Genomic DNA, 24113 nt, shown 5'->3' with positions numbered 1-24113 from the left:
GCCGGGGCCGGCCGCACCTGCGCTCGCACCGCTCCTCGCACACCGAGACCCGGGTGCTGGTCGCGCTCTGCCTGGTCGCCGCCGCCTTCGGCGGCTGGTGAGCCGGGCCCCTCTCTCGGCTGCCTCGCTCAGGCGGTACGGGTGGCGATGTAGGACGCCAACCTGGCCACCCCGTCGATGATCTGAGCCTGCGTCAGCGAACTGATCGAGAGCCGGAGCCGGTGCTCGCCGCCGCCCGCCGGGTAGAACGGCGCCATCGGCGTCCACAGCACCCCGTACTCCCGGGCGCAGCGCTCCATCGCCGCGTCGTCGGCGGCGAACGGCACCGTCAGCACGGCGAAGAAGCCGCCCTCCGGCCGGTTCCAGGACACCCCCAGCCGGCGCCGTCCGGAGGCCGGGAAGTGCCGGTCCAGCTCGCGCAGCAGGGTGTCCATCCCGGCCGCGTAGTGGGCGGTGGCCAGGGCGTTGGCGGCGCGCAGCCGGCAGTCGTGGCGCAGCAGCATCCCGCCGATCACGGCCTGGCTGAGCGCCGGCGTGTTGACCGTCGTCATGCTCTTCAGCTTGGCCAGCTCGTCCGCGAGCAGGCTGCGCCGCCCGTCGGGGCCGGCCACCTCCTGGTCGGCGACGACGTAGCCGAGCCGGGCGCCGGGGAAGCAGGTCTTGGCGAAGGAGCCGAGGTAGACGACCTGGCGGCGGCGGTCGAGCGCCTTCAGCGTGGGCCGCTCCCCGTGGTCCCGGGCGAAGAAGCCGTACGGGTTGTCCTCGACGACCAGCAGGCCCTGCTCGGCGGCCACCTCCAGCAGCCGGGTGCGGGCGGCCACCGGCATGCTGGTGCCGGAGGGGTTGGCGAAGTCCGGGACGACGTAGAGGGCGCGCGGGCGGCGGCCCGAGGCGCGGACGGCCGCGGTGGCGGCGCGGACGGCCTCCGGGTCGGGGCCGCCGGCCGGGCCCTCGGGGACCGGGACGGTGGTCAGGTCGAGCAGCCGGGCGGCGCCGGTGACGCCGACGTAGCACGGGGAGCTGACCAGCAGGACGTCCTCGGGCGTGGCGCAGAGCGCGCGCAGGACGAGCAGCATGCCCTCCTGGGCGCCGACGGTGAGCACCAGGGCCTCGGGCGGGACGGCCAGGCCCTCGTCGTTGGCGAGGGTGCGGGCGACCAGGTCGCCGATGACGCCCTTGGTGGGGCCGTACTGGAAGAGCGCGGTGCGCACGGCGTCCCGGTCGAGGCCGCGGGCGGCCAGGTGGGCGAGGTAGGTGTCGAGGTACCCGGGGACGTCCTCGGGCTCGAAGAAGCCCTCGTAGGGGCGGCCGGGGGCGAAGGAGACGGCGTCGGGGTAGCGGGTGGTGACCTCGTTGAGGAAGGTCATCGCGTCCAGCAGCGGGTCCGCCAGCGAGGCGTGCAGGTCGCCGAGGCGCAGCGGTGCGACGGGCGGGGCGGTGTTCCGATCGGCGGACGGGTCGGCAGGCTGTTCCGCCTGCGCCGAGGCCGCCGTCACCGCAGGGCCTCGCGCAGGCGCTCCGCGGCGTGCTGCTGGGCCTCGGCGGCGGCGTCCAGCGCGCCGGTCATGGCGAAGAAGCCGTGCGGCACGCCCGGGTAGCGGCGGCTGTCCACCGGGACGCCGGCCGCGCGCAGCGCCTCGGCGTACTGTTCGCCCTCGTCGCGCAGCGGGTCGTACTCGGCGGTGATGACGGTGGCGGGCGGCAGGCCGGCCAGGCTCGGGGCGCGCAGCGGGGAGGCGTGCGGGTGGGCGCCGTCGGCCGGGTCGGCCAGGTAGTGGCCCCAGTACCAGGCGACCGAGCGGCGGTTGAACAGCAGCGGGTCGTCGTGTTCGCGCAGTGAGGGGGTGTCGGCGCGGTGGTCGGTGTTGGGGTAGACGAGGAGCTGGTGGCACAGCGCCGGGCCGCCCTCGTCGCGCAGCAGCAGGGTGAGCGCGGCGGTGAGGTTGCCGCCGGCGCTGTCGCCGCCGACGGCGAGGCGGTCGGGGTCGATGCCGAGTTGCTCCGCGTGGTCGACCAGCCGGCGGAGGGCGGCCCGGCAGTCGTGCAGGGCGGCCGGGAAGGGGTGTTCGGGGGCGAGGCGGTAGCCGACGGAGGCGGTGACGCAGCCGACCGCGTTGGTGAGCCGGCGGCAGATCGCGTCGCTGGTGTCGGGCGAGCCGAGGGTCCAGCCGCCGCCGAACAGGTAGAGCAGGGCGGGCAGTCGGCGGCCGGCCGGTTCGGGCCGGTAGAGCCGCAGGGCGAGTTCGCCGCCGGGGCCGGGGATGCGGTGCTCCTCGACGGCGGCCACCGGTTCGGGGCGGCCGGCGGTGGCGCGGATGTCGGCGAGGTCGGCGGCGCGGGCCTCGGCGGGGGTGAGGGTGTAGAGCGGGGGTGCACCGGTGCTCGCGCGCCGGGCGCGCAGGGCCTCGGCCTGGGGGTGCAGGGGCATGGGTGGGGTCCGTTCGGTCCGAAGGACGGTCGGGCGGCGGGGGGTCAGGGCGGCGGGGGACGTCAACGGGGTCGGGTCAGCGGTCGGCCTCGACGTAGATGGTCTCGTCGGTGCGGAAGGCCGTGTCGAGGTCGGCGACGTCGGGGCGGGCGCCCTGGCGGTAGGCGCAGTGTCGGACCTGCCCGGGCTCGAAGCCGGCGAGGCCGAGGACGTGCCGCAGCTCGTCCAGGTCGTAGATCCACTGGTGGCCGTAGTGGCGGAAGATCTGGTTGACCAGGAAGGCCGGGCGGGCGGGCATCGGCGGGCCGAAGCCGAGGGTGGTGAGGCGGCGGCGGTGCTTGGCCAGGAAGCCGTCGCCGGTGGCGTAGCCGGTGAGGTAGCGGGCCAGGTCGGGGGTGGTGAGCCGGAGCACGCCGCCGGGGCGCAGGACGCGGCGGGCCTCGCGCAGCCAGCGGACGGCCACCGGCAGGGTGACGTGCTCGATCAGGTGTTCCGCGTACACCCAGTCCACGCTGGCGTCGGCGAAGGGCAGCGGCCGGGCGATGTCCAGCTGGGTGAACCAGCGGTCGCCGTCGACCCGGTAGAGGGTGCCGGGTTCGCTGGTGGTGTCGGCGCTGCGCAGGGTGGCGAGGTCGGTGCCGAGGCCCTCCGGGTGGGCCGTCCGGAAGGCGGCGAACTCGATGCCGGTGAGGCCGAGTTCGCGGAATCCGGCGTGGTCGCGGGGTGGTCCGGCGGGGGCGGCTTCGAGCTTCGTGCAGGTGGCGACGTTCGCGCTGAAGGCGTCCAGGCGCTCGGCGAGGCCGTCCGGGTCGTCCCAGTCCCAGCCGGGGAAGGGGGTGTTCTGCTCGGTCATGCGAGGGTCTCCATCGGAAGGGCGGTCCGCGGGGCGGGCCAAGGGGCGGGCCAGCGGGCGAGCGCGGTGCGGTCCAGGTCGGCGAGCCGGGGGCGGCCCAACAGGGCCATGGTGTGGTCGAGTTCCTCGCGCAGCAGACCGAGCACCCGGCGCACGCCGGCCTCGCCCTCGGTGGCGAGGCCCCAGAACACCGGGCGGCCGACCAGGACGGCGCGGGCACCGAGGGCGAGGGCGATCGCGATGTCGGTGCCGCTGCGCACGCCGCCGTCGAGCAGGACCGGGAGGTCCGGCGGCACCGCGTCCACCACGTCGGGCAGGGCGGCCAGGGCCGGGAGGGCGCCGTCGAGTTGGCGTCCGCCGTGGTTGGAGACCACGAGGGCGTCCACGCCGTGCTCGGCGGCGAGGCGGGCGTCCTCGGCGGTGAGGATGCCCTTGAGGACCAGCGGCAGCCCGGTCCGCTCGCGCAGCCAGCCGAGGTCGGCCCAGGTCACGGTGGGGTCGAACTGTTCGCGGGCGTGCTCGGCGATGCCCGAACTCCCGGCCGCCGTACGGTGGCTGGCGGCCATCAGGGCCGGGTCGAGGTTGACCGCGCGGACGGCGGGCGGGATGGCGAAGCCGTTGCGCAGGTCGCGCAGCCGGCGGCCGATCCGCGGGGCGTCCACGGTCAGCAGCAGGGCGGAGTAGCCGGCCGCCTCGGCGCGTTCGGCCAGTGCGGCGAGCACGGCCCGCTCGCGCAGCCAGTACAGCTGGAGCCAGAGCGGACCGGTGGCGGCGGCCGCGATCTCCTCCAGGGTGCGGCTGGCGAACATACCGGCGACCAGCAGCGCCCCGGCCGCTCCGGCGGCGCGGGCGGTGGCGGTCTCGCCCTCCGGATCGACCAGCCGGTGGTACGCCATCGGGGCGACGGCGACCGGGAGGTCGAGCGGTGCACCGAGCAGGGTCAGCGCGGGCGAGCAGGCCGAGACGTCGACCAGGGTGCGCGGGCGGAGCGCATAGTGTCCGAACATTTCCCGGTTGGCCGCCAGGGTGCGTTCACACCCGCTGCCACCTTCGATGAAGTCCCATATTTCCGGCGCGAGTCGGGCGCGCGCAGCGTGCCCGATCCCGGCCAGCGTGAGTGCTCCCACGGGCAGTCCTCGTTCCCGGGACGGCCACGCGCGGGCCGGTCCCGATTCGGCAGCGTAGGGACAACAACCACATTGGTATAGACCTTGATTTGACCAATCGTCTGTGCCATGGTCTGGCAACGGAATTGACCGTTTTGGTTGTCAACGGCGTCCATGTCAAATCCCCTCACTGGGTGGAGTGGTGTTGACCGGCTTTTCCCCTTCTTCACTTCCGTTTTCCGCACCGCCACACGCCGACGCCCCGGATTCCTGGGTCGACCGGCTGCTGCTGGCCGGCCCCGGGGGCGAGGAGTGCCTGCACCTCGGCGCACCGCTCGACCGGGACGCCCTGCGCACCCTGGTCGACGAGCAGGCCGCCCAGCTGACCGCCACCGGCCTCGGCCCCGGCGGTACGGTGGCGCTACGACTGCCGCCCTCGGTGGCGTTCGTCGCCGCGCTGCTGGCCTGCTGGCGCCTCGGCGCCCAAGTCGCGCTGCTCGACCACCGGTTGACCGACCACGAGGTCGACGCGGCGGTGGCCCGGCTGGCCCCGCAGGTGCTGGTAGGCTCCGCCCACCGGCCCGCGGCGGCGCTGCGCGGCTTCTCCGTGGTGGAGCCGGTGGCCGTCCGACTGCCGGACGGCCGACCGGCCCGCACCGGGCACGCGCTCGTCCAGCTCAGCTCCGGGTCCACCGGCCCGGCCAAGGTCATCGCCCGCACCGCGTCCGACCTGCTGCGCGAACTCGACTGCTACCGCAGGCTGGCGGACGTCCGCGACGCTCCGGGCTCAGCCGCCCGTCCCGGCTCACCAGGCTTCCCAGGGGAGGGCGAACGGGTCGTCCTGCTGTCCTCGGTGGTGCACGTGCTCGGCCTGGTCGGCGGACTGCTCAACAGCCTGTACGCCCGGGCGGCGCTCACCGTCCCCGAGCGGATGACGGCGGCGGGCATCCTCGCCGCCGTCGCCGCCGGCGAGCGGCCCACCACCCTGATCGGGGTGCCGTTCCACGCCGAACTGCTGGCCGGCGCGGCCGCTCCCCCGCCGCTGCCGCAGCTGCGGCGGATGGTGGTGGCCGGCGAGCTGGTCCGCCCGGGCCTGCCCGCACTCTTCACCGCCCGCTACGGCGTCCCGCTCGGCACCATGTACGGGATGACCGAGACCGGGGTCATCGCCACCGACCTCGACGGCACGCTCCACCCGGCCAAACGGCCCGTCCACGGGATGCGGCTGCGCCTGGTCGGCGGCGAGCTGCGGATCGGCGCGGCGGCCTCCCCGTACCCGGGGCTGGACGACCCGACCCGCTGGTCGAACGGCTGGCTGCACACCCGGGACGCGGCCGAACTGGACGAGGCCACCGGGCACGTCACCGTCCTCGGACGGCTGGACTCCCAGGTCTCGATCGGCGGCCTCAAGGTCGACCTCACCGAGGTCGAGCAGACGCTCACCGCGCTGCCCGCCGTCCGCGAAGCCGTCGTGGTCTTCGAGGACGGCGCGATCGAGGCCTACCTCGCCACCGAACCCGACGCCGACCTGGCGAGCGTCCAGGACGGCATCACCCGCCGGCTGGCCGGCTACAAGCGGCCGCGCCGGCTCGCCCTCCTGCCCCATCTGCCGCGCACCGCGACCGGGAAGCTGCTGCGCGACCCGGCCGCCCTGCGCGGGGCCGCCGCGCGCTGAGCGCCTGTCCCAGCAGCACGCAGCACCCAGTACCGAAGCACCGACGTGAACCCCGACAAGGAGCCACCACCATGCAGGACCGCATCCGCGCGTTCGTCCTCGCCGCGCTGACCGAGATGCAGTACGACGTCTCCGAGGTCACCGGGGACACCGACCTCGGACCGGCCGGGCTGGACCTGGAGTCGCTCGCACTGGCCGACCTGTCGGTGCAGGTCGAGGACGAGTTCGGGATCAAGTTCGACCTCGACGAGATGGAGAGCACCGCGCTGATGACGCTCGACGAGTTCACCGCCGACGTCGCCCGGCGGATCGCCGACACCGCCACCGCCACCGCCGCCACCGGCAGCCCGGCGTGACCGACTCCGGCCTCCCCGACCGGGCCGAGGTCCTGACGATGCTGGCGGCGTTCGGGCAGCGCGCCGCCGGCACCGTGCCCGAGGACCTCGGCTCGCTCGAACTCACCTGGCTCATCGCCGAGTTCGAGCAGCGCTACGGCATCCAGGTCGACCTCGACGACGAGCGGTTCGCGACCGTGCGCACCGTCGACGACGCCGTCGAGGTGCTGCGCGAAGCCGTCCGGTCCGTCCGAGCGGACGCACGGCCGTGACCACCGCCACCCCGGCCGGCCCCGGCGCGCGCGCCCGGCCGGTCGTCACCGGGCTCGGTGTGCTCAGCGCCGCCGGGCGCGGGCTCGACGCCCTGACCGAGGCCGCCGTGCACGGCAAGACCGGCTTCGGGTCGGTCACCCGCTTCGACGTGAGCGCCTGCCGCACCACCCGGGCCGCCCTGCTGCCCGCGGACGTGCCGCTCGCGCACACCGTGCCGCTGGCGCGGGCGGTGCTGGACGCGCTCGCGCAGGCCTGCCGCCAGGCCGGTCTGACCGCCGCCGACGGCGCGGACACGCCCGTCCTGCTCGCCCTGCACAGCGACCTGCGGACCCGGGCCACCGCCCGGGCCTTCGGCGCCGGGGTCAGCGCGGCCTGGGGCACCCGGGGCGTCACCCGGGTCTACACCGGCGCCTGCGTGGCGGCCGCGACCGCCGTGGCCGACGCCGCCGCGCTGGTCGCCGCCGGGCGGCACGAACGTGTCCTGGTCGCGGCCGGGCACCTGGTCGAGCCGGGCGTGTTCGCCGTCTTCGACGCCGGACGCGCACTCGCCCGCGACGGCGAGCCGCGCCCGTTCAGCGCGGGCCGCACCGGCACCCTGCTCGGCGACGCGGCGGCCGCCGTCGTCGTCGAAGCCGCCCCGGCCGCCGAACGGCGCGGCGCGCCCGCGCTCGCCCGGCTGGCCGGCTGGGGCCGGGCCGGGGACGCCCACCACGTCTGCCGCCCCGAACCGGAGGGCGACGGGCTGGCCCGGGCCACCGAGGCCGCCCTCGCCCGGGCGGGCGTCGCCCCGGCCGAGGTCGGCTACGTCAACGCCAACGGCACCGGCTCCGCCCTCGCCGACCTGGCCGAGGCACGCGCGCTGCACCGGGTGTTCGGCCGGCACACCGCCCAACTGCCGGTCAGCTCCAGCAAATCCGTGCACGGCCACGCCCTGGAGGCCTCCGCGCTGCTCGAACTCGCCGTCGTCATCGGCGCGTTGCGTGCGGGCCGGCTCCCGGTGAACGCGGGCTGGCTCGGCCCCGACCCGGACCTCGGCCTCGACCTCGTCCTGGACGGCCCGCGCACCGCCCGCCCCCGCTACGCGCTCAGCCTCAACTCCGCCTTCGGCGGCGCCAACACCGCCCTCCTGGTGGCCCCGGCATGACCGGCCGCCCGCCTCCGCCCACGACCCCGACACCCACACCATGACCACCGACACCACCCCGCTGCGCGTCCTCGCCGAGGCCCACTGGCCCGACCCCGGACACCCCGGCCCACCGCCACCCCTGCCCGGCTTCGCCGCCTCCGGCTTCAACCCGATGGTCGCCGACGCCGCCGAGCGCTGCCTGCGCGCCCACCACGGCGAGGCGCCCGCCCCCGGGCGGACCGCCCTGCTGCTGGCCAGCGCGAGCGGCGACCTGGCCACCGCACGCGCCATCGACCAGGGCGCCGGGCCCGGCCGCCGGATGGCGCCGCTGCTGTTCTTCCAGTCCAACCCGAACGCCGTCCTCGGGCACATCGCCGCCCGCTGGGGCCTGACCGGCCCCGTCGTGGCGATCAGCCCGGCCGGGGCCGTACCCGGCCAGGTCCCCGCGGACGCGCTCGGCCTCGCGGCGCTGCTCCTCGCGGACGGCGACGCCGACCAGGTCCTGGTGATCGCCGCCGAGCCGGCCGACCCCGCCGCCGGCGCTTCGGACAGCCCCGAACACCCCGACAGCACGGGCGAGTTCGCAGTGGCCGTCCTGGTCACCGACTGAGGCCTCCGCCGCCGCCATCCGGCGCCCGCCACCTCTGCGCACCCGCCGGCACACCCCCGCCATCCGATCAGCCGCCCGGGCCGTTCCCGGCCCCGAGGGAGGGATCCACCACCGTGACCATCCGCAGTATCCGCACCCGACTCGCGGACGACCCGGACGTCGGCGCCGGAAACGTGCTGACCGCCCGCCTCGCGCTCGGCCTCGGCCTGGACGAGCCGCTGATCACCTTCGACACCCCGGTCGACGACCACGCCGCCTGGCAGCCCTTCACCGTCCGCGAGCTCGACCGGGCCGTCCGCGCCCGCGCCGCCGCCCTGCACGGCCTCGGCATCACCCGGCACGACCCGGTGGTGGTCTACGCGGGCGACGCCGCCCACCACGTGCTCGCCTTCCTCGCGCTCGCCCGGCTCGGGGCGATCCCCGCCCTGCTCAACCCCAACCTGGACGGCGAACGGGCCGCCCGCTACATCGCCGGGCTCGGCGCCGCCGGCGTCCTCGCCGACCCGGAGCGCCAGGCCGGGCTGCGCGGCCACGACCAGGGCGCACGGCTGCTCCCCCCGATCGCCGAGCTCGCCCAGGGCGACCCCGAGGACGCCCCGCCGCCGTACCGGCACTGGTCCGGCGACCCGGTGGCGATCACCCACTCCTCCGGCACCACCGGCATGCCCAAGGCCGTCGTCCACTCGCACGCCGGCCTGTACGCGGCGATCCGCCACCGGTCGCGGCTGCCCCGCCCGCAGGGCCAGGAGCGGATGCTCAGCGCGCTGCCCGCCCCGCACGCGGCCACCCTGATCGCCGTCAACCTCGCGCTGAGCTCACACACCCGACTCGCCGTGCTCTCGCGGCAGTCCGGCGCCGGGGTGCTGGACGCGATCGAGCGCTGGCGGCCCACCGGCGTGGTCGGCTTCGCCGCGACCTGGGCCGAACTCGCCCACCACGACCTGGCCGCCCGGGAGTTGGACTCCGTCGCACTCTGGTGGAACACCGGCGACTGTGCGCACGAGGTGCACATCCGCCGGCTGATCGCCACCGGCAGCCGGGAGACCGTCACCCGCGCGGGCCGCACCCGGGAGCCCGGCTCGCTGTTCGTGGACGGGCTCGGCTCCACCGAGATGGGCCACTCGCACTTCTTCATCACCCACGGCCCCGGCACCGAGCGCTACGGGCGCTGCGTCGGCCGCCCGCACGCGTTCGTCGACTGCGCGGTGGTCGGCCCGGACGGCGAACCGCTCGGCCCCGGCGAGGTCGGTGAACTCGCCACCTCCTCACCGACCTTGGCGCTCGGCTACTGGAACGACTCGGCGACCACCTTCCGGACCAGGATCCGCGGCCGCTTCCTCACCGGCGACCTGATGTACCGGGACGAGGACGGCTACTACTACCACGTCGACCGGGCCGTCGACTCGGTCGAACTCGGCGACGGGAAACGGCTGTTCACCGCGATGTCGGAGGAGCGGGTGCTGGCCGCCTGCCCGGACGTGGCGGACTGCACGGTGGTCGCGGTCCGCGACGGCGAGCGGGTGGTCACCGACGTGCTGCTGATCCTCGCCACGGACGCCGACCCGGCGGCCGACCGCAGCAAGCAGGTCGTCGCCGCCCTGGACGAGGCCGCCGCGGCGACCGTCCGCCAGGTCCTGGTGGTCTCCGGGGACGACATCCCGCTCGGCCCGACCGGCAAGGTCCGCAAGGTGCTGCTGCGCCGGCGGTACCTGGACTCGGTGGCCGCCCGATGACCGCACGGGAGGGCGCCGTCGTCACCGGGATCGGCCTGGTCTCGCCGCTGGGCCGCAAGCCCGCCGAGGTGTTCGAGGCGCTGGCCGCCGGGCGCTCCGGCCTGCGCGCCGTCCCCGAGGGCCACCCCGCGCACGGCTGGCTGTCCGTCGCCGGGATCGCCCCCGCCGTGGACGGCCGGGAGGTGCTGCCGCCCACCGAGACCCGCTGCGTGGACCGCTTCGTCCTGCTCGCCCTCGCCGCCGCCGACGACGCGCTCGCCGACGCCGGCCTGGTGGTCGGCGAGGGCGCCGATCCGCACCGCACCGCGGTGGTGCTGGCCACCGGCGGCGGCGGGCTGGAGACCTTCGAGCAGCAGTCGCACCGCCGGCTGGAGCGCGGCCGCCCCGGCGTCAGCCCGTACCTGCTGCCGGGCATGCTCTCCAACATGGCGACCGCCCGGATCGCCATCAAGCACGGCATCCGCGGCTACAGTTCGGCGGTGGTGACGGCCTGCGCGGCCGGCGCCCAGGCGGTGGCCGAGGGGCTGCGGCTGATCCGCTCGGGCGACGCGGACGTGGTGGTGTGCGGCGGCACCGAGTCCTCGCTGCACCCGACGATCGCCGCCGCCTTCACCAACGCCCGTGCGCTGGCGCAGGGTTGGACGGAGCCGGAGCAGGCCAGTCGACCGTTCGACGCCCGCCGCAACGGCTTCGTGCTCGGCGAGGGCAGCGCCGTCCTCGTCCTGGAGAGTGCCGCGCACGCGGACGCCCGGGGCGCCGCCGGGTACGCCGAGGTGCTCGGCTGGGGCGCCTCCACCGACGCCCACCACCCGACCATGCCCCGGCCGGACGGCGCTGGCGCCGCCGACGCCATGCGCGCCGCGCTCGCCAACGCGGGCCTGGCGGCCGAGGACATCGACTATGTGAACGCCCACGGCACCGGCACCAGGCTCGGTGACGTGGCCGAGACCGCCGCGCTGCACGCCGTCTTCGGCGGGCGGCCCCCGGCGGTCAGCTCCACCAAGGGTGCCACCGGCCATCTCCTGGGCGCCGCAGGCGCGTTGGAGGCGGCGGTGACCGCCCTGGCGGTGGCGAGGGGGACGCTGCCGCCGACGCTCAACCTGACCGATCCCGACCCCGCCTGCGACCTGGACCACGTCCGGGGCACGGCGCGGTCCGCACCGGTGCGCGCCGCGCTGAGCAACGCCTTCGCCTTCGGCGGCCACAACCTCAGCCTGATCCTCGGCCGGGCGTCGACCCGGGCCGTCAGGTAGCGCGCCGTTCCCCGTCCTTCATCCCTCCGGGGGGAGATCCCGTTGTCCATCCAGTCCATCACCCATGTCGAGTACCACTGCGCGGACGCCGACAAGACGGCGGCCGGGTTCTGCGCCGACCTCGGCTTCAGCGCCGACGTCGCCGCGGCCGCACCGGACGGCGCCCGTACCGTCCGGGTCCACCAGGGCACCATCCGGATGCACCTGACCTCCGCCGCCGACCCCGGCCACCCGGTGGCCGGCTTCGTCGCCCGGCACGGGGACGGCGTCGCCGTGCTCGCGCTCGGCTGCACCGACCCGCAGGCCGCCCTGGAGCGCGCCGAACGGCACGGCGCCCGCGTGCTGGACCGCGCCGGCGGCCTGATCGCCGGCTTCGGCGACACCGCCCTGCGCTTCGTCCCGCAGCCCACGGACGGACGCCCGGGCGCGGCGGGCCTGCTGGACGCCCTCGACCACGTCGCGATCTGCGTGCCTGCCGGCCAACTCGCCGACACCGTACGGTTCTGCGAGGCCGCGCTCGGCTTCCACCGGATCTTCGGCGAGTACATCGAGGTCGGCGAACAGGCGATGGACTCCAGCGTCGTCCAGAGCGCCTCCGGCGAGGTCACCTTCACCCTGATCGAGCCGGACACCGGCCGCCGCCCCGGCCAGATCGACGAGTTCCTGGCCGCGCACGACGGCGCCGGCGTGCAGCACCTCGCCTTCCGCACCGAGGACATCGCCACCGCCGTACGGGCCGCGCGCGCCCGGGGCGTGGAGTTCCTGAGCACCCCGGGCGCCTACTTCGACGTCCTGGCCGAGCGGTTCGGCGCGACCACCATCCCGGTGGAGACCCTGCGCGAACTGCACGTACTGGTCGACCAGGACCACGGCGGCCAGCTGTTCCAGATCTTCGCCCGCTCCACCCACCCCCGCCGGACCTTCTTCCTGGAGCTGATCGAGCGCCAGGGCGCGGGCACCTTCGGTACCGCGAACATCAAGGCCCTGTACGAGGCCATCGAGCGGCAGAGCTCCGCCGCCGCCGTCTGACCGACCGCACCCGAGAGGCAGGCCCCACCCCATGACCACCGTCGCCGAGTTCCGCCTCACCGACGCCGAACGCGCCCTGCTGCCCACCCCCGAGGAGGTGGCCCACTACCGGGAGCACGGCTGGTACCTGTCCCGCCGGCTCTTCTCCGACCAGGAGCTGGACGCCCTGCAAGCCGCCACCGAGCTGTACTACGCCGGCCACCGCGACCGCGAACTGCCCGTCCGCCCGCCGAGGTTGGCCGCCTGGGAGCCCTCGCACGGGCCCGTCCAGCGGCACAACGACTACGTGCACTACGAGAGCGACGCGATCGGCGCGATCCTGCGCAAGCCGCTGGTCGGCGCGGTCGCCGCGCTGCTCGCCGGGGCCGAGGAGATCCGGATCTTCCAGGCCACCCTGATCTACAAGCCGCCGGTGCCCGGGGAGCCCAGCAACCAGGTGCCCTGGCACTTCGACAAGCACTACTGGCAGACCTCCACCTCGGAGGAGATGCTCACCGCCTTCATCCCCTTCCACGACTGCCGGGAGGAGAACGGCACCATCACCATGGTCGACGGCAGCCACCGCTGGCGGGAGCTGGACTCCGGCGAGGACTCCACCCGGCACTTCGCCGAGCGCGACCGCTCCGAACTGGACGGCATCCTGGCCGCCAACGCCGCCCACAACGGGCAGCAGGTGCGCCGGATCCCGATGCTCATCCCGCGCGGGCACATGAGCTTCCACCACTGCCGCACCTACCACGGCAGCGGCCCCAACCTGGCCGACTTCCCGCGCCGGGCCGTCTCGCTGCACCTCCAGGACGGCGCCAACGCGTACCGCGGACACACCCGGCCGGACGGCGCCCCGGTGGTCTACAACCACGACGTGCTGGTCCGCCGCACCGCCGACGACCGCCCGGACTACGCCGACCCGCAGTTCTGCCCGACGCTCTGGCGGGGCGCGCTGTGACCACCCCGCCCGCCCCCGGCAGCGCACCGGCGCCGCTGGAGACCCTGGCCGAGCGCTACCGGATGCTGCGGCTGATCCGCGGCTTCGAGGAACTGGCGCTCGGCCTGGTCAAGGCCGGTGCCGTCCCCGGCGGCATCCACCCGTACATCGGGCAGGAGGCCGTCGCGGTCGGCGTCTGCTCCGCGCTCGGCCCCGCCGACCGGCTCACCAGCACCCACCGCGGCCACGGCCACGTGCTCGCCCGGGGCGCCGCCCCCGACCGGCTGCTCGCCGAACTCACCGGCCGCGTCGACGGGTTGAACGCCGGCCGGGGCGGCTCGATGCACGCCGCCGACCTGTCGCTGGGCATCCTCGGCGCCAACGGCATCGTCGGCGCGGGCGCCCCGATCGCGGTCGGCGCCGCCTGGGCGGCCCGGCAGGCCGGGGACGGCCGGGTGGCGGTGGCCTTCTTCGGCGACGGCGCGCTCAACCAGGGCGTGCTGCTGGAATCCCTCAACCTGGCGGCGATCTGGCGGCTGCCGGTGGTGTTCGTCTGCGAGAACAACGGCTACGCGACCACCCTGCCCGCCGCCACCGCCGTCGCCGGCAGCGCGACCGGCCGGGCCGCCGCCTTCGGCATCCCCGCCGAGCAGGTCGACGGGATGAACACCGAGGCCGTCCGGGCCGCCGCCCAGCGCGCGGTCGAACGGGCCCGCAGCGGCGGCGGCCCGGGCTTCCTGGAGTGCCGCACCTACCGCTACGAGGGCCACCACACCATGGAACGCCGGATGAGGACCCGCTACCGCACCCCCGAGGAGGTCGAGGCCTGGCGCGAGCGCGACCCGCTCCCCCGGGCCGCCGCCCTGCTCGACCCGGCCGTCGCCGCCGGGCTCGACGTCGAGGTCGCCCGGCAGCTCGGCGCCGCCGAGGACTTCGCGCTCGCCTCGGCCCACCCGGACCCGGCCGGCGCGCTGGACCACCTGTACGCCGACGGGCTGCGCCCCCGGGCGGGGGCGAGCGCATGACCCGCCTCTCGTACACCAAGGCGCTCAACCGGGCGCTCGTCGACGAACTCGCCCGGGACCCGTCGGTCTGCGTGTTCGGCGAGGACATCGGGGCCGGGCTGGCCGGGCCCACGCTCGGCCTGCTGGACCGGTTCGGGCCCGGCCGGATCGTCGACACCCCGCTGTCCGAGCAGGCCTTCACCGCGATGGCGATCGGCGCCGCGCTGGCCGGGCGGCGGCCGGTGCTGGAGTTCCAGATCCCCTCGCTGCTGTTCCTGGTCTTCGAGCAACTCGTCAACCAGGCGCACAAGTTCTCGCTGATGACCGGCGGCCAGGCGAGCGTGCCGCTGACCTGCCTGGTGCCCGGCTCGGGCTCCCGGGACGGCTGGGCGGGCCAGCACTCCGACCACCCGTACAGCCTGTTCGCGCACGCCGGAGTGAAGACCGTCGTGCCCGCCACCCCGACCGACGCCTACGGGCTGCTGCGCTCGGCGATCCGCGACCCGGACCCGGTGGTGGTCTTCGCCCCGGCCGCCGCGCTGGCGGTCCGCGAGACCGTCACCTGGGAGCTCGATCCCGTCCCGCTCGGGCGGGCCCGGATCCACCGGCCCGGCACCGACGTCACCGTGGTCGCCGTCGGGCACCTGGTGCACGACGCGCTCGCCGTGGCCGAGGAGGTCGCCGAGGACGTTTCGGTCGAAGTCCTTGACCCCCGCACGCTGTATCCGGTGGACTGGGCCGCGCTCGCCGCCTCGCTCGAACGTACCGGCCGGCTGGTCGTGTTCGACGACTCCAACCGCAGCTGCGGCTTCGGCGCGGAGGTGCTGGCCACCGCCGCCGAGTCCATGCGCCTGATCGCCCCGCCCCGCCGCATCACCCGCCCGGACGGCGCCGTCCTGCCGTTCGCCCCCGCCCTCGACCGCGCCCTGCAACCCAGCCGCGAGCAGCTCCGCCACGCGCTCTACGCCGTCCTCAAGTAACAGACAGAACAAGGGAGTTCCGTGTCCAACAACCGCTACCACTGGGACCGTTCGCACCCCGGCCTGACCAGCCTCCAGCAGGCCATCGACCCGCTGCGCCGCGAGGTCGTCCAGCACACCGTCTACGGCGGGCTGAGCAGCATCGAGCGGGTCCGCACCTTCCTGGACTCGCACGTCTTCGCCGTCTGGGACTTCATGTCGCTGCTCAAGAGCCTCCAGCGCGACCTCACCTGCGTCGAGGTCCCGTGGGTCCCGAACGGCCCGACCGCCAGCCGCCGGCTGATCAACGAGATCGTGCTGGTCGAGGAGAGCGACGAGCTCGGCGAGGGCTACACCAGCCACTTCGAGCTGTACGTCGAGGGCATGCGGCAGGCCGGCGCCGACCCGCGCCCGGTGGAGGAGTTCCTGGCCCTGCTGGGCACCGGCACCGCCGTGCCGGAGGCGCTGAAGGCCGCCGGGGTCCCGCAGGCCGCCGCCGACTTCACCGGCACCACCTGGTCGATCATCGAGAACGCGCCGGTGCACTGCCGGGCCGCCGCCTTCGCCTTCGGCCGCGAGGACCTGATCCCGGACATGTTCGCCCAGGTGGTCGGCATCGACGACCCCGACGGCGTGCTCACCGTCTTCAAGGACTACCTGGCCCGGCACATCGAGGTGGACGGCGAGCAGCACACCCCGATGGCGATGCAGATGCTGATCGACCTGTGCGGCGACGACCAGGCCAAGTGGGACTCCTGCGCCGAGACCGTCCGCACCGCGCTGCGGGCCCGGGTGCAGCTCTGGACCGCCATCGAGCAGGCCTTCTGACGGTTCGTCAGACCGTCATCAGAGGATCTTCGCCAGGGTGGCGGCCGGCGCGGGCAGCTCGTCGGCCGCCACCCGGAAGCGGTGCAGCGCGGCCCGGCCCGCCGCCCCCCGCACCCGGGCGGCGAGCCGGGCCGGCAGCACCACGGTGCTCAGCAGACCGGCACCGTGGAACCCCTCGACGGTCCAGCAGACCCACGGCAGCGGGTAGTTGGCCGCCGGGCCGAACAGCACCGGCGACTGCCCCTGGAACCGGAGCCGGTAGACGCCGAACCGGCTCCAGTTGGAGAAGCTGAACCGGCGGGCCGCCGGGTCGAAGCCCAGCGGCACGCAGTCGCGCAGCCGGGCCGGGCCCAGCGCGGCCAGGAAGTCCAGGTTGGTCCGCAGGTTGAGGTGGGCGGTCGGGAACTCCTCGACCGCCTTCCGCAGCGCGCCCGCGAGCGCCGCCGGCCCGTCCGCCGGCCGGTACGGCAGGTGCACCTCGCTCAGCAGATTGCCCACCAGGTCGGGTGAGAGGCCCAGCCAGCGGCGGGCGTTGACCGGGACGGTCAGCCAACGCTCGGCCCCGTCGCCGTCCAACTCCCGCAGGGTGGCGAGCAGATGGGCGCAGAGCACGTCCCCGGCGGAGAGCCGGCGGCCCGCCGCCGCGCTGAACTCCGTGCGCATCCGCTCGACTTCGGCGTCGGCGAAGTAGATCTGCACGATCCGGTTGGCGCGCGGACCGGCCGCCACCTCCCGGGCCAGCAGCTCGGCCTCCGCCGCCCCGGGCAGCCGGAAGCCGGGCCGGCCGCAGTCCTCGGCGGGCAGCACCCGGCGCAGCAACGTGTCCTGGTCCCGGACCAGTTCGGCGGGCGCCGGGTCCGCTCCCTCGACCGCCGCCGACCAGGCGCGCAGCAATAGCATGAAGCTGTGCAGGTCGCCGATCGCGTGGTGCCAGGAGCAGCCGAGCACGGTGCCGCCGTCGGCGGTGCGGGTGACCCGGACGGTGAGCAGCGGGCGGCCGCCGGTGCGCGCGGCCGGGGCGTCCACCGGGTCGACCAGCCCGGACCCGGCGGCGGTGGCCCGGCCCATCGCCTCGGCGAGCGTGCCGTCCACGGTGTACTCCTCCAACGGCACCCCGGCGTCGTCGCAGACGACCTCGAGGACGTCCCCCTCGGTGCGCAGCCGCCCGGCGAAGACCGGCACCCGGTCGAGCGCGCGGGCGAGTCCGGCGGCGAGGCGGTCCTCGTCCAGGGGCTGCTCGAAGCAGAGGACCACCGAGACGGCGAGGTCGGCGAGCATGGTGTCCATCAGGCCGCAGCGCAGCACGGTGCCGGGCGCACGACCGGCTCTGACGACTCGGGAGCGGCGCAACTGCGGCCAGGTGCTCATGCGTTCCGTCCCCGGGTGGTCGGCGGGTGGCGTGCGGGCACGCCGAACGATAGTGCCGCGCGGATCCAGTGGTCCAGTCCAATCGCGGGATTCGGGAGGCCGCCGGTCCCTGGTCCGGGAGGCCCCGGCGCACCCGTCCGGACGGGCCGCCGCCCGGCACCGGCGATAGACTGCGCAGCATGGGAGAGCGCCCAGGCGCACCCGCGGCGCCGCCCCTCGTCCTGGTCACCGACACCGACTCGCAACTGATCGACCCGAGCCGGTCGTACCACGTCGGCCGCGACCCGACCAGCGAGATCGTCCTGGACGATCCCCGGGTCTCCTGGCACCACGCCGTGCTGCACGCCGTCGAGGGCCACTGGGAGCTGGAGGACGTCGGCAGCACCAACGGCACCTACGACGACGGCCACCGGGTGAGCAGCGAGGACGTCGGGCCCGGCACCCGGCTGCGGTTCGGCGACCCCGCCGACGGCCCGTCCGCGACCTTCGCCGGCCTGCCGCGGCCCGCGCCCGGCGAGCGCCCGTCCCTGGTCGCCCCGCAGAGCTCCGGCACCTTCCGCGCCCCCAGCTCGGTGCTCCAGCTGCCCGGCCACACCGTACGGATCGGCCGCTCGCACGACAACGACCTCGTGCTGGACGACCTGGTGGTCTCCCGGCACCACGCCGAGCTGCGCGAACTGCCCGACGGCGGCCACGAGATCGTCGACCTGGACAGCCACAACGGCACCTACCTCAACGGCCGCCGGATCCGCCAGGCGCCGGTCGGCCCGGCCGACATCGTCGGCATCGGGCACTCCGCGCTCTGCCTCGCCGACGGCCGCCTCGTCGAGTACACCGACACCGGCGAGGTCTCCCTGGACGTCCAGCACCTGGTGGTCCGGGTCGGCCCGGACCACCGGGTCCTGCTGGACGACGTCAGCTTCCCGCTGGCCGAGAAGGCGCTGCTGGCGGTGGCCGGGCCCAGCGGCGCCGGCAAGTCCACCCTGCTCAACGCGCTCACCGGGCTGCGCCCCGCCGACGAGGGCACCGTGCTGTACGACGGCCGCGACCTCTACCGGGACTACGCCGAGCTGCGCCGCCGGATCGGCCTGGTGCCGCAGGACGACATCCTGCACACCCAGCTGAGCGTCCGCCGCGCCCTCTCCTACGCGGCCGAACTGCGCTTCCCCGGCGACACCGCGAAGCACGAGCGGGAGGCCAGGGTCGCCGAGGTGATCCACGAGCTGGGCCTGGACAGCCGGGCCGACCAGGTGATCGCCAGTCTCTCCGGCGGCCAGCGCAAGCGGGTGAGCGTCGCGCTGGAGCTGCTCACCAAGCCCTCGCTGCTCTTCCTCGACGAGCCGACCTCCGGCCTGGACCCGGGCATGGAGCGGTCGGTGATGCAGATGCTGCGCGGGTTGGCGGACGACGGCCGCACGGTGGTCGTGGTGACGCACAGCGTGCTGAGCCTGAACGTCTGCGACCGGCTGCTGGTGCTCGCCCCCGGCGGCCGCACCGCCTACTACGGGCCGCCCGGCGAGGCGCTGGCCTACTTCGGCTTCGAGGAGTGGCCGGAGGCCTTCGAGGCGTTCGAGAACGAGGACCACGAGGCCTGGCAGAGCCGTTTCCGCACCTCCCCGCAGTACCAGCGCTACGTGACGGCCGGGACGGCGGCCCAGGTGCCCGCGCCGGTGCCGGCCGCCGCCCCCGAGCTCGGTCCGTCGATCGGGCGGGAGAAGCCGCAGGGCTGGTTCTCCCAGCTCGGCACCCTGGTGCGCCGGTACGCGGCGGTGCTGGCCGCGGACCGGCTGTTCCTCACCATCATGGTGGTGCTGCCGTTCGTGATCGGCCTGATGTGCCGGGTGATGGCGGGCACGCACCTCACCCAGGAGAACGCCATCAACTGCCTGCTCACGCTCTGCATCGGCGGCCTGCTCACCGGCTCGGCCAACTCGGTGCGCGAGCTGGTCAAGGAGCGGGCGATCTACCGGCGCGAACGGGTGGTCGGGCTGTCCAGATCGGCGTACCTGGTGTCCAAGGTGGTGGTGCTCGGCACGGTCACGGTGGGTCAGGCGGCGGTGCTGACCGTGGTCGGCCTGGCCGGGGTGAAGCTCTCGCCACCGGCGCCGCCCGCGCCCGGGACCGTCCCGCCCGGTGCCGCCGGGACGCCGCCGGCCACCGGAGCCGCGGCCTCGACGACCGGCGTCGTGATGCCGGTGCTGCCCGAACTGATCATCGCGGTCGCGTTGCTGGCCTTCTCGGCGATGATGCTCGGGCTGGTGGTCTCGGCGCTGGTGGACCGCGAGGAGGCCACCATGCCGCTGCTGGTGCTGCTCTCGGTGGCGCAGATCGTCTTCAGCGGCCTGATGCTCAAGCTGCACGGCGTGCCCGGGCTGGAGCAGTTGGCCTGGCTGATCCCCTCGCGCTGGGGCCTGGCGGCGATGGCCCGCACGGTCGACCTGCACAGCCTCAACCCGGTCCTCAAGATCACCTCCGACCCGATGTTCCGGCCCCAGCGGACCGGCTGGCTGATCAGCGTGGTGATGCTGCCCGCGCTCTCCGCGGCGTACGGGCTGATGGTGCTGGCCCTGCTGCGGCGGCACGAGCCCGCGATCATGCGCAGGTAGCGCGGCGCGATCATGCGCGATCATGCGCGAGCAGCGCGGCGGGTCGGCGCGACCCGCCGCCGGTAGAGTGGAAACCGACCTGTGGCGCGAGTGCCGCGCCGATCACCGCGCGCAGCCGCGGCTGGCGCGGCGGAGGAAATGTAGCCGCCCATGGAAGAGTTCGCGTTCCGCCCCACCCACGTCGCCCCACCGGCCGGGATGGCCACCTGGGCGGCGCCGGACCCGGCCCGGCCCTCGGCCCGGCTGGACGCGCTGCTCCCGGTGCGGCTGCTCGCGCAGCAGGGCGACTGGGCACAGGTGCTCTGCTCCAACGGCTGGACCACCTGGGTGGACGGCCGCCTGCTGATCACCCTCCCGGACACCCCGCCGGCCGCCGGCGGCCCGCCCGCCCGCACCGCCGACCCGCGCCCCGCCCTCGCCGAGGCCGAGGCCGCGCTGGCCCGCTACCGCGCCCTGCTGGAGGACCTCGCGGCGGGCACCCTGGACCTGGAGTCCTTCCGCGAGGTGGCCCGGGGTCTGCGGGTCGGCCTGGTCGTGGACGGCGAGGCGCTCTGGGTGTTCGACCCGGTGCACGACCGCTGGTGCTACTGCGACGGCCTCCAGCTCCAGACGTACGCGGCCACCGACCGGCCCTCCCCGGCGCCGGTGCGCCCGGCCGCTCCCCGGCCCTCGACGCCGCCCGGGCCCTCGCCCCGCCCGACCGCCGGTCCCGGTCCTGGTCCTGGTCCCGGCCCGAATGCGCCCACCTGGGTGGTCGGCTCGTGATCCCGCGGGAGCCGGGGGCGTCGAAGCCCCCCGAACCGAAGCCCGGACCCCCCTCCGGGCCGGGGCCCGGGCACCCCTCGGGGCCGCTGCCGGAGGGGCCCCCGGGACCGGCGCCGGAGGGTCCGGCGCCCGAGCAGGCCGCGCGACCGGCGTCCGGGCAGGTGCCCGGAACCCTGTCCTCGCCCAGCCTGCCGTCCGGCATGGTCGGCCGGAAGGTGGCCGGCTACCGGCTGGAGGGCGAGATCGGGCGCGGCGGCATGGCCGTCGTCTACCGCGCCAAGGACCTGCGCCTCGGCCGGACCGTCGCCGTCAAGCTGCTGGCCCCCGAGCTCGCCCGCAACGAGGTGTTCCGGCAGCGGTTCATGCACGAGTCCGAGGCCGCCGCCGCGATCGACCACCCGCACATCATCCCGGTGTTCGAGGCCGGTGAGCACGAGGGCATCCTGTTCATCGCGATGCGCTACGTCGAGGGCGGCGACCTGCGCTCCCTGATCAACCGGGACGGCCCGTTCCCGGCCGAGCGGGCCGCCCGGCTCGCCCTGCAGATCGGCTCCGCGCTGGACGCCGCGCACGACCACGACCTCGTCCACCGGGACGTCAAGCCGGGCAACGTGCTGGTCGCCGCCGGGACGGACAGCGAGCACCCCGAACACCTGTACCTGGCGGACTTCGGGCTCACCAAGAAGTCGCTGTCGCTCAGCGGGCTGACCAGCGTCGGCCAGATCGTCGGCACGCTCGACTACGCCGCGCCCGAGCAGATCTCCGGCCGCCCGCTGGACGGGCGCTCCGACCAGTACAGCCTCGGCTGCGTCGTCTTCGAGATGCTGGCGGGCACCCCGCCGTTCCGCCGGGAGAGCAACCTCGCACTGCTCTGGGCCCAGCTCAACGACCCGCCGCCGACCGTGCGCGAGCACCGCCCCGACCTGCCCGCCACCCTCGACGCCGTGGTCGCCCGGGCGCTCGCCAAGGCCCCCGAGGACCGGTACGGCAGCTGCCTGCAGTTCGTCGCCGAGCTGCGCGCGGCCGTCGCCCTGCTGCCGGGCCGCGGCGACCCGGCCGGGCCGTGGCGCAGCGCCGGGCCGCCCACCCAGGTGGTCCCCTCGGTCGCCGCCCGCAGCACCGTGCCCGAGCCGCCCGCCTGGGCCGGCCCGGTCGTGCACCCGCCGCGGTGGTGAGGCCCGCCGCGCCGCGCGGGCCCGCCACCGCGGGATCCACCGCCGTCCGAGGGACCGTCCGAGGGGCCGTCCGAGGGAGCCGCCGCCCATGAACGCCGTCAGCCAGGTCTTCGCGATGCTCGCCGCCGCGATCCACCTCGTCGTGTGGCCGCTGGAGAGCTTCCTGTACGGGCATCCCCGGGTGCGCTACCTGCTCACCGGCAGCACGGCGGACGCGCCGGAGGTGCGGCTGTGGCGGTTCAACGTCGGTTTCTACAACCTGTTCCTGGCGCTCGGCCTGGTCGCGGGGCTGGTCCTGCTGCACACCGGGCACGCGGGCGACGGGCGGGCGGTGATCACGTACGTCGCGGCGTTCATGCTGGCCGGCGGGGTCACGCTGTTCGCCTCCGAGCCGAAGCTGTGGCGCGGCGCGCTGGGCCAGGCGGTGCCGGCGGCGGTGGTCCTGTTGGCCGAGGTGTTCTGAGCGGTCCGTCGGCCGGCGCTCTCACCCGTTCGGCGGAGGGGACGGCGGCGGAGGCGGGGACGGCGGCGGAACGGGCGGCGGCGGATAAGGCGGCGACGGCGGGGCGGCCGGCCCCCGCGGGGCGGCGGGCGTGACCTCGCCCCGGCGCCCGGCGCGGGTGGCGAGCAGCGCGCCCAGCCACCCGGTCACCAGGCCCCAGCCCGCCGCCAGCGGCACCGCCTTCCACAGCACCGGGCTCAGCGTCAGGCTGCCGTTGCCCAGCCCGGCCAGCGGGTTGGCGCCGCCGAGCACACTGCCGAGCAGGTCGCCCAGGCCGCCCTGGCCGATTCCGACCCCGAGCACCGACAGGCCGTAGTTCGCGTCCACCCGGGTCCAGAGGCCGATCAGCAGCACGGTCACAGCGGTGGCCAGCGCGAACCGGAGGGCGTGCTGCCAGAGCCGGACCGTCCGGGGTGAGCGGTACGCCGCCAGGAACCCGGCCGCGAGCAGCAGCACGGCGGCGATCGGCAGCAGCCACCAGCTGCGCGCGTCCTGCTCGGCGAGGGTGCCGAGGCTGATCGTGGCCTCCTTGCCGTCCGGGGCGCGCAGCACCTCGGCCAGCGGCTTGGGCACCGGCAGGCCGATCGCGCCGGTGAGGTGGCCCTGCCACTCGGCGCCCAGCCCCACCCCGAAGGCCAGCCACACCAGGTTCGGCAGAACGAGCAGCAGCACGGCCATGGTCTGCCGGGCGTTGCCGTGCACCAGCGCGGTCACCACCCCCGCCACCACGCCGATCGCCACGTACGCCAGCAGCACCAGCCAGAGCGCGAACGCGGCCGGGCGGACGGCCGGTTGGTACGGCAGCAGGGCGCGCGGCAGCGGCGCCCGCCGGGACACCGCGAAGGTGCCGGCCAGCACCATCAGCAGCCAGGCCAGCCCGATCCCGATCGTGCTCGGCCCGTCCGCGTGGAAGCCGACCTCCGGCGTCAGGCCGAGCGCGCCGCCGAGCGACTGCACCAGGTCGTTGCCGAGCGGCACGACGAAGGTGTGCCGGGCGCCGAGCACGAGCAGGGCGAGGGCGGCCAGCCAGAGCACCGCCGTCCGGGCGATCCGGCCGAGCAGTTCACCGCCGCCCGTCACGGCGCGGAAGCGCAGCTGACGCAGGAACACCTCGGCCATCGCCACCGCGCCGACCAGCCCGACGGACAGCGGCATCGCGCTGATCCCGGCGTCCACCTCGGCGAAGTGCCCGGCGCCGCCGTCGAGTTGGACGGAGCCGCCGACGGCCAGGGCCACCGTCGCGGCCACCACGGACGGGAAGCCGCCGCCCGGGAGGTCGTCGGCCCCGGCCAGCCAGAGGCCCAGCGCGGCGACCGCCGCCATCGCGGCGAACCCGGCCAGCACCACGGCGAGCGCGTCCAGCCAGCCGCGCACGGCGCCGGGCGGGCCGGTGGCCCCGGTCGTGGCCTGCTGCATGCCGCCTCCTCGGTGGGTCGGGGCCCGGGCGCGACGGGGTCCTCGGGGTTTCGGGGACGGTCCCGGGGGGCCGGGACGGATCCGGGGGATCCGGATCGGCCCGGGAGTCCGGATCGGCCCGGGGGTCCAGGGCGGTCCCGGGGT

The 24113-nt window shown here is 75.5% G+C and carries 22 protein-coding genes; 16 read left to right on the top strand and 6 right to left on the bottom strand.

What is annotated here, in order from left to right; translation table 11 throughout:
• Window positions 1-128 precede the first annotated feature (128 nt).
• The 4 genes from ABTY15_RS26895 to ABTY15_RS26880 form a co-directional block, all read right to left on the bottom strand.
• The gene (locus ABTY15_RS26895) at window positions 129-1496 is read right to left on the bottom strand and encodes an aminotransferase-like domain-containing protein (protein WP_350600601.1); all 1368 of its coding nucleotides are present in this window, start codon (window positions 1494-1496) and stop codon (window positions 129-131) included.
• Window positions 1493-2428: a LipP1 family hormone-sensitive lipase gene (lipP1, locus tag ABTY15_RS26890; RefSeq protein ID WP_350600598.1), complete on the bottom strand. Its 936-nt coding sequence runs from the start codon at window positions 2426-2428 to the stop codon at window positions 1493-1495. Before lipP1 ends, ABTY15_RS26895 begins: the two co-directional genes overlap by 4 nt.
• Before the next feature lie 76 nt (window positions 2429-2504).
• The gene (locus ABTY15_RS26885; RefSeq protein ID WP_350600595.1) at window positions 2505-3281 is read right to left on the bottom strand and encodes a class I SAM-dependent methyltransferase; all 777 of its coding nucleotides are present in this window, start codon (window positions 3279-3281) and stop codon (window positions 2505-2507) included.
• Window positions 3278-4408, bottom strand: a complete 1131-nt coding sequence (locus tag ABTY15_RS26880; protein ID WP_350600591.1) for an alpha-hydroxy acid oxidase — start codon at window positions 4406-4408, stop codon at window positions 3278-3280. Before ABTY15_RS26880 ends, ABTY15_RS26885 begins: the two co-directional genes overlap by 4 nt.
• 181 nt (window positions 4409-4589) lie before the next feature.
• On the opposite strand from ABTY15_RS26880, the gene ABTY15_RS26875 reads away from it, so the two are divergent.
• From ABTY15_RS26875 to ABTY15_RS26820, 12 genes are all read left to right on the top strand, one after another.
• Window positions 4590-6062 carry a class I adenylate-forming enzyme family protein gene (locus tag ABTY15_RS26875; protein ID WP_350600587.1) on the top strand — a complete coding sequence of 491 codons (1473 nt, stop codon included), beginning with the start codon at window positions 4590-4592 and terminating at the stop codon, window positions 6060-6062.
• Window positions 6063-6133: 71 nt separating this feature from the next.
• A complete protein-coding gene (locus ABTY15_RS26870; RefSeq protein ID WP_350600585.1) occupies window positions 6134-6418 on the top strand; it encodes a phosphopantetheine-binding protein in 285 nt (94 codons plus the stop codon).
• The gene (locus ABTY15_RS26865; protein ID WP_350600583.1) at window positions 6415-6669 is read left to right on the top strand and encodes an acyl carrier protein; all 255 of its coding nucleotides are present in this window, start codon (window positions 6415-6417) and stop codon (window positions 6667-6669) included. The genes ABTY15_RS26870 and ABTY15_RS26865 overlap by 4 nt, the downstream gene beginning before the upstream one ends.
• Window positions 6666-7814, top strand: coding sequence for a beta-ketoacyl synthase N-terminal-like domain-containing protein (locus ABTY15_RS26860; RefSeq protein WP_350600581.1), 1149 nt, complete (start codon window positions 6666-6668; stop codon window positions 7812-7814). The genes ABTY15_RS26865 and ABTY15_RS26860 overlap by 4 nt, the downstream gene beginning before the upstream one ends.
• A 40-nt stretch (window positions 7815-7854) precedes the next feature.
• The gene (locus ABTY15_RS26855) at window positions 7855-8406 is read left to right on the top strand and encodes a hypothetical protein (RefSeq protein ID WP_350600579.1); all 552 of its coding nucleotides are present in this window, start codon (window positions 7855-7857) and stop codon (window positions 8404-8406) included.
• A gap of 113 nt (window positions 8407-8519) precedes the next feature.
• On the top strand, window positions 8520-10139 hold the full coding sequence (locus tag ABTY15_RS26850) for a class I adenylate-forming enzyme family protein (RefSeq protein ID WP_350600576.1): 1620 nt from the start codon (window positions 8520-8522) through the stop codon (window positions 10137-10139).
• Window positions 10136-11392, top strand: coding sequence for a beta-ketoacyl-[acyl-carrier-protein] synthase family protein (locus tag ABTY15_RS26845; protein ID WP_350600573.1), 1257 nt, complete (start codon window positions 10136-10138; stop codon window positions 11390-11392). The genes ABTY15_RS26850 and ABTY15_RS26845 overlap by 4 nt, the downstream gene beginning before the upstream one ends.
• A 42-nt stretch (window positions 11393-11434) precedes the next feature.
• A complete protein-coding gene (gene hppD / locus ABTY15_RS26840) occupies window positions 11435-12421 on the top strand; it encodes a 4-hydroxyphenylpyruvate dioxygenase (protein WP_350600570.1) in 987 nt (328 codons plus the stop codon).
• 31 nt (window positions 12422-12452) lie between these two features.
• Window positions 12453-13367 carry a phytanoyl-CoA dioxygenase family protein gene (locus ABTY15_RS26835; protein ID WP_350600568.1) on the top strand — a complete coding sequence of 305 codons (915 nt, stop codon included), beginning with the start codon at window positions 12453-12455 and terminating at the stop codon, window positions 13365-13367.
• Window positions 13364-14371, top strand: a complete 1008-nt coding sequence (locus tag ABTY15_RS26830; protein WP_350600566.1) for a thiamine pyrophosphate-dependent dehydrogenase E1 component subunit alpha — start codon at window positions 13364-13366, stop codon at window positions 14369-14371. Before ABTY15_RS26835 ends, ABTY15_RS26830 begins: the two co-directional genes overlap by 4 nt.
• On the top strand, window positions 14368-15330 hold the full coding sequence (locus ABTY15_RS26825; RefSeq protein ID WP_350600563.1) for an alpha-ketoacid dehydrogenase subunit beta: 963 nt from the start codon (window positions 14368-14370) through the stop codon (window positions 15328-15330). The genes ABTY15_RS26830 and ABTY15_RS26825 overlap by 4 nt, the downstream gene beginning before the upstream one ends.
• A 21-nt stretch (window positions 15331-15351) precedes the next feature.
• Entirely contained in the window at window positions 15352-16137 is a 786-nt protein-coding gene (locus ABTY15_RS26820) for a DUF3050 domain-containing protein (protein WP_350600559.1), read from the top strand.
• Window positions 16138-16155: 18 nt separating this feature from the next.
• Here ABTY15_RS26820 and ABTY15_RS26815 read toward each other — a convergent pair whose 3' ends face one another.
• The gene (locus ABTY15_RS26815; RefSeq protein ID WP_350600555.1) at window positions 16156-17505 is read right to left on the bottom strand and encodes an acyltransferase; all 1350 of its coding nucleotides are present in this window, start codon (window positions 17503-17505) and stop codon (window positions 16156-16158) included.
• Between the two features lie 179 nt (window positions 17506-17684).
• Between ABTY15_RS26815 and ABTY15_RS26810 the strand changes: the two genes are divergently transcribed.
• The 4 genes from ABTY15_RS26810 to ABTY15_RS26795 all read left to right on the top strand — a co-directional run bounded on the left by ABTY15_RS26810 (window position 17685) and on the right by ABTY15_RS26795 (window position 22514).
• Entirely contained in the window at window positions 17685-20111 is a 2427-nt protein-coding gene (locus tag ABTY15_RS26810) for an FHA domain-containing protein (protein ID WP_350600553.1), read from the top strand.
• Window positions 20112-20261: 150 nt separating this feature from the next.
• Window positions 20262-20876 (top strand): hypothetical protein, encoded by a 615-nt coding sequence (locus tag ABTY15_RS26805; RefSeq protein ID WP_350600550.1) that lies wholly within the window; start codon window positions 20262-20264, stop codon window positions 20874-20876.
• Window positions 20877-21076: 200 nt separating this feature from the next.
• Complete coding sequence (locus ABTY15_RS26800; protein ID WP_350600608.1) at window positions 21077-22051, top strand: serine/threonine-protein kinase; 975 nt, start codon at window positions 21077-21079, stop codon at window positions 22049-22051.
• A gap of 88 nt (window positions 22052-22139) precedes the next feature.
• On the top strand, window positions 22140-22514 hold the full coding sequence (locus tag ABTY15_RS26795; RefSeq protein WP_350600549.1) for a DUF1304 domain-containing protein: 375 nt from the start codon (window positions 22140-22142) through the stop codon (window positions 22512-22514).
• 21 nt (window positions 22515-22535) lie between these two features.
• Here ABTY15_RS26795 and ABTY15_RS26790 read toward each other — a convergent pair whose 3' ends face one another.
• A complete protein-coding gene (locus ABTY15_RS26790) occupies window positions 22536-23969 on the bottom strand; it encodes a streptophobe family protein (RefSeq protein ID WP_350600546.1) in 1434 nt (477 codons plus the stop codon).
• Window positions 23970-24113: the final 144 nt, after the last annotated feature.

This window comes from Kitasatospora sp. NPDC097643 (assembly GCF_040302625.1).
Taxonomy (GTDB): Bacteria; Actinomycetota; Actinomycetes; order Streptomycetales; family Streptomycetaceae; genus Kitasatospora.
The sequence above is the reverse complement of the archived record's forward strand: the minus strand, read 5'-3'. Positions and strand labels throughout refer to the sequence as shown.

Excerpts from the sequence above, each read along its gene's own strand:
- ABTY15_RS26870 (WP_350600585.1), top strand. The coding sequence starts at position 6,134 with ATGCAGGACCGCATCCGCGCGTTCGTCCTCGCCGCGCTGACCGAGATG.
- ABTY15_RS26855 (WP_350600579.1), top strand. The coding sequence starts at position 7,855 with ATGACCACCGACACCACCCCGCTGCGCGTCCTCGCCGAGGCCCACTGG.
- ABTY15_RS26790 (WP_350600546.1), bottom strand. The coding sequence starts at position 23,969 with ATGCAGCAGGCCACGACCGGGGCCACCGGCCCGCCCGGCGCCGTGCGC.
- ABTY15_RS26800 (WP_350600608.1), top strand. The coding sequence starts at position 21,077 with ATGGTCGGCCGGAAGGTGGCCGGCTACCGGCTGGAGGGCGAGATCGGG.
- ABTY15_RS26805 (WP_350600550.1), top strand. The coding sequence starts at position 20,262 with ATGGAAGAGTTCGCGTTCCGCCCCACCCACGTCGCCCCACCGGCCGGG.
- ABTY15_RS26795 (WP_350600549.1), top strand. The coding sequence starts at position 22,140 with ATGAACGCCGTCAGCCAGGTCTTCGCGATGCTCGCCGCCGCGATCCAC.
- ABTY15_RS26825 (WP_350600563.1), top strand. The coding sequence starts at position 14,368 with ATGACCCGCCTCTCGTACACCAAGGCGCTCAACCGGGCGCTCGTCGAC.
- ABTY15_RS26810 (WP_350600553.1), top strand. The coding sequence starts at position 17,685 with ATGGGAGAGCGCCCAGGCGCACCCGCGGCGCCGCCCCTCGTCCTGGTC.
- ABTY15_RS26815 (WP_350600555.1), bottom strand. The coding sequence starts at position 17,505 with ATGAGCACCTGGCCGCAGTTGCGCCGCTCCCGAGTCGTCAGAGCCGGT.
- ABTY15_RS26885 (WP_350600595.1), bottom strand. The coding sequence starts at position 3,281 with ATGACCGAGCAGAACACCCCCTTCCCCGGCTGGGACTGGGACGACCCG.
- lipP1 (WP_350600598.1), bottom strand. The coding sequence starts at position 2,428 with ATGCCCCTGCACCCCCAGGCCGAGGCCCTGCGCGCCCGGCGCGCGAGC.
- ABTY15_RS26845 (WP_350600573.1), top strand. The coding sequence starts at position 10,136 with ATGACCGCACGGGAGGGCGCCGTCGTCACCGGGATCGGCCTGGTCTCG.
- ABTY15_RS26835 (WP_350600568.1), top strand. The coding sequence starts at position 12,453 with ATGACCACCGTCGCCGAGTTCCGCCTCACCGACGCCGAACGCGCCCTG.